At 43.0% G+C, this 4,672-nt stretch carries 4 protein-coding genes and 1 pseudogene; 1 reads left to right on the top strand and 4 read right to left on the bottom strand.

The annotated features are described in order from the left end of the window. Nucleotides 1–329: 329 nt before the first annotated feature. The 4 genes and pseudogenes from C7B16_RS23715 to nanC all read right to left on the bottom strand — a co-directional run. Nucleotides 330–614 (bottom strand): annotated as a pseudogene (locus tag C7B16_RS23715) (restriction endonuclease); the annotation flags it as partial. A 14-nt stretch (nt 615–628) separates the two neighbouring features. Further along, nucleotides 629–1,675, bottom strand: coding sequence for a sialate O-acetylesterase (locus C7B16_RS23720; RefSeq protein ID WP_105266817.1), 1,047 nt, complete (start codon nt 1,673–1,675; stop codon nt 629–631). A 64-nt stretch (nt 1,676–1,739) separates the two neighbouring features. Continuing rightward, a complete protein-coding gene (locus C7B16_RS23725) occupies nt 1,740–2,846 on the bottom strand; it encodes an N-acetylneuraminate epimerase (RefSeq protein ID WP_016262825.1) in 1,107 nt (368 codons plus the stop codon). A 19-nt stretch (nt 2,847–2,865) separates the two neighbouring features. Beyond that, the gene (nanC, locus tag C7B16_RS23730) at nt 2,866–3,582 is read right to left on the bottom strand and encodes an N-acetylneuraminic acid outer membrane channel NanC (protein ID WP_000709387.1); all 717 of its coding nucleotides are present in this window, start codon (nt 3,580–3,582) and stop codon (nt 2,866–2,868) included. Between the two features lie 870 nt (nt 3,583–4,452). Here nanC and C7B16_RS25115 point away from each other — a divergent pair. Continuing rightward, nucleotides 4,453–4,672, top strand: a 220-nt coding sequence (locus C7B16_RS25115) for a hypothetical protein (RefSeq protein WP_219906391.1), incomplete at its 3' end; no start/stop codon positions are given.

Here is a 4,672-nt window from a genome sequence, read left to right on the forward strand (position 1 = left end):
AACCAGTTGAGCGGATTCGCGTTTAAACTCTGCGCTGAAATTTCTTTTTTTCATTGGAGCACCTGTGTTGTTCTGAGGTGAGCATATCACCTCTGTTCAGGTGGCCAAATTTAGTGTGCCACTACAGATGAACAGTTCACAACACAGGAGTGGTAAGGGATATATTTTAACAATGTGAAGGCGACTTTCAGATTTATTGCGAGTCGCTTTTCCTGATTTTCAATCTTATTGTTTACCTAATCATTCTCCTTTGCATAATGCGCCTGGCATTAACGACAGGGGCTTTTAGGAATGAAAGCAGATACAACAATGGCCTAATGTCTTCGGCCCGTATTAAGCATATCATCATTGTCTAATTGCCAGAATCCATCGCCTTGTAATCGCCAGAACGGCATATCAGGCCGATACTGCGAATGCTGTGATCCAAAACGTTCCAGTAAACTGTGCAGAGGTTCGTAGATTTCCGAGCCATAATCGAAAAGGCGTGGATGTCCATGCTGGTAGCCAGCCAATACGTATAGCAGTAACAGAGGTTTATGTGGCGCGCGCTGTTCACCCTTGTGCCAGATTTTTATGTTGGCAATTGCCTGCTGTTCAAACCCGCAAGCGAAGATATATTACCTTGATCTCATTTGTTTTTTTGTTGCCTGTTCTGAGAACGTATAAGAGTATCCCCCATGAATAAACTCCCCGACCACCTTTCGCACCAATACCGCAAAATAGCTTCAACAAATTTGTCAGAAATAATCCCACGACGGGCTGCTGAGCTGAAATGACTGTTGCGTAGCACCGTCGTCCAGTTTTCTGGTGTTCGGTACGCTGAACCGTAATATCCCGTGCTAAAATCGTCCGGATCTTCATCTGGCTCGTTCGTCAGCCCTCTTTCACCTTGTTGCTGGAAGCCGACGAAAATAATATTGGCTAAGGCATTATTTTTATAATTGCCATAAATCGTTTCATACGCATGAGGGTAATTTTCTTTCCAGTACCAGGTGGTATCGCCGCAAAACCACGGAGCGGCAGCAATATTATTAAGCTGAGAACGATACTGTTTCAAATCCTCACGAAAGGCTTCAACCATATGATTAAAGTATTGAGGATGTAACGCGTAGTCACTGGTCATTAAGTCAAATTCGCCCTGCATCCAGCATACGCCGAGGAATTTATTCTGCGGATTCTTTGACAGTGCCGTTCGTGTTCTGTTGACTAAATCCTGATACAGCGGAGTATCTGCTCCCCAACGACATGAATCATGGCTGGCTCCGTGCTGTTCTGAATATGCCCCTTCGCTGCCCGCGGTAAAAGCCGATCCACCGCGGCAACAGGGAACGATAAGAACGCCTGCATTATCAGGAATGAAGGGCAGTAATTTCCGCGCAATATGTAGTGCCTGGCCAACGGTGCCGTACTGTGTTTGATGATTCGTTGCCAGAGGATGGTGATAACCCTGCATATCCTGGACATCGTGTGGGCAGTGAGTCAGTGGAATAATGTCATTAAATTGACATAACGGGCCACCGGGATGCGTCTGAGTGAATCTCGCCAGTTGTTTTATTCTGGGATGAGGCGCATCTTCACTGTCTGGTAACGGGAGTCCTTCGCCATACGCCATAGCATTAGACTGACCGGCAACGGTAAGAACATAGTAATAATCGGGCGATATTATTGCGTTCATATAAATGTCGCGTAATTAAAATGATGAATTGATATCAGGGCTCCTTTACTGGAGCCCTGAAAAGTTAGTTTTGCACAGTCACTTTATTATCTTTCACAGAGAGTAACACTGAATCCGCCACAGCTTTGCCGCCCGTAGTTTCACCGCCAATAATCAATAAGCTATTATTCCAGGGTAATGATACTCCGTAGGCCCGACCTTGTGACAGTTCGCCAGATTTCTCCCATTTCCCGTTATGCCAAAGATGGATATCAGCGCTATACGATTTTTTCAGGCCTTCATGCGCATAGTTCTTACCGTTCTGGTAATTTTCCCGTGAACCTTTAAATCCGGCTCCTCCGGCAAATATAAGAGAGTCATTGCTAATACCAGCAAAACCGCCAGCTACGCCATCCGGTGAGGAGACGGGAGAAAGTTTATTCCATTTTATGTTATTGCCAGTGAAATCAAGCTCAAATACAGCATCAGTTCGCAATCCTGGTTTTGCCTCGCCATTAATAAGCCAGGTTTTATCACCTTTATTTGCTACCGCCGCTCCAGCCGTACCGTACCAGGGAGATTCACCAGCATAACTCCATTGCTGTGTAGAGGGTTCAAAAGACAACAGAAACTTATTGAAGAAATAATCTTCTGCTTTTTTGTCAAAATAGTTGGCGTTGATTTTATCTATAGTCTTTGAATCTTTTCCAGCCTCATTGAGATCTTCAAAATAGCCATTGAAGATATTCTGGTTAACACCGCCAGTAACATAAGCCTTGCCGTTGTGTACAAAAGTCACATGACCCGCCATGCCCATCGGTGCGTGTGACATCAATTTAACCCAGGTATTGGTTTCGGGGTTATATTTGTGTACGTCGTTGAATACCTGAGTTAACCCATCTCTGTTTTTACCAACACCGCCAAATACATACAAATTACCATCAATAAATGCAGAGGTTGCTTGATCTCTCGGGCCAGCCGGGAATTCCGCCAGGGCTATCCATTTCTTATCTTTGGCTTGCGTATCCAGCTTGTACCATGCTGCTCCTGCGCTACCTAAACCAATGTAGACAGTGTTGTTATCAATCACTCCAGTACCGCTTTTAAAAGGCACAGGGGTTTCTGGTAATACAGACGCGTTTGCGGCAAATGAAGCCATTATGATAGCAAGTGCCATTATTTTTTTATTCATTGTGACTGTCTCCTGTCTACTACAGTTTAAATGACACACCAATGCGATAACTGTTTTCAGATAAATTATCTCTACCGTTGTAAACACCCTGACGGTCAAGGTAGTCATATTCTATGTATGGCGTAATATCTGGCGTCATATGGTATTGTAGAACAAATGCATTTTCCGTCGCCCATTTCTTATGGTTTGCATAGCGATAATCGTTTTGTTTGCTGTATAGCGTTGTTTGCCAGGCGAAGGTGAAATCACTATTAATATGGTAAGTGACATATCCATCCCAACGATGAACGTTATCACGAGACATATCGCCGGATAAGTCTTGCTGTCGGTAGGCTTTCCAGTCGTAACGATAGCGAATGCCAAAATTGAGATCTTTTGTCGCATCCCAGGACAGTTTTACGTAAGGTCCGTAGCGTGTACCGTTGCTGCTAAAATGGGTTAACATTCCCGGGCGCACAGTCCATTGATCATCAAGTTTTATTGCGTAATTAACTTCGACCTGAACATCATTGAGTGCGGCATTTTCTTTTTTATTATCATGAATAGTGTTCCAGGTATTACTTTCAAGACTTGCCCACCATCCATTTTGCCATCCCTCACTGACTTTGAGTCGAGTTTCATAAGCATGGCTCCCACTACGATATCCACCACGGACGTCCAGTGTTGCAGCCTGAGAAATTAATGGCGACGAAAAGCAGAGTAATAATACGCCAGAAAGTATTTTAGCCTTTTTCATAAATTTCACTCATTTGTAGGATACAGAAAGTAATACAAAGCCCGCATAAACAATTAGCATTTATGTCGTGTAATATTTTTTTCCAGGCTTATAGTGTCTTTGGCAGCGGATAGCTGTATTTTATATTTTTTGTATAAGGTCTCCTGTGAAAATTCACTTTCCACATTATTTAAATATACAGAGGACCAGATTAAATACCTGAGTATAAAATCTCTTCTGATGTTTAATTGATTTGAATGTTCGTAAGCTATATCACTTACTCAATCCATTTTACCCAGAGTCATAAAATAGATTGTTTGTTGATCTCATTTTCATACTCCTTTCAGACTGAAGTGCGTTTTCATCACCCGATGAGAAAGAACTGAAGTGATGTTTGTCATAGATTGCGAGATGCCCAGCTTCATTTACTGTCTTGGTGAACCTTTATACCTGTTATACCAGATCAAAAATCACACAATCCATACAACAAAACCAGATTTGCAATTCGTGTCACAAAATATGTCGATATTTTTCTAAGAAGAAGATGCTATGTGAAGCCAGATGACCACTTGCGGAGCTCTTCATAAACCAAAGGTTTTTCTTTAATTATTTGTTTTATATGTTATTTATTTTTAGTTCAAACAGGAGGCGATTTGCAAGATAACTCAGCGGGCATGGTAAAGATAAGTGTCTATCCGCCATCAGACTGGGCATAATTCTCATCATGAAATATGTTTCCTGCTTTGTGGCACGTAGCTGGGAACTCCCGGAGTTGTTCCGGGCAGGCTTGTTGATGTTCAGCACGCATCGGTATTTTCAGGATGATGTTTCAATCCGTTTGTTGCCGTATCACCCGGCGAATAGCTGTGAGTCAGGAAGGTTTAAGTCGTAGTGACCAAAGCTATCTTTAGCAACGAATGCAGATGGAAAAAGCGTGTCCTGGCTTTCCTCATATCTCCGGGAAATACACAGTATGAAAAAGGGATTGGATTTGCCCCTATATTTCCAGACATCTGTTATCACTTAACCCATTACAGGCCCGCTGCCGCAGATATTCCCGTGGCGAGCGATAACCCAACGCACTATGCGGATGCCATTCGTTATAATGCTC

Origin of the sequence: Escherichia sp. 20412-1 (assembly GCF_003027595.1) — a bacterium.
GTDB classification, from domain to species: domain Bacteria; phylum Pseudomonadota; class Gammaproteobacteria; order Enterobacterales; family Enterobacteriaceae; genus Escherichia; species Escherichia marmotae.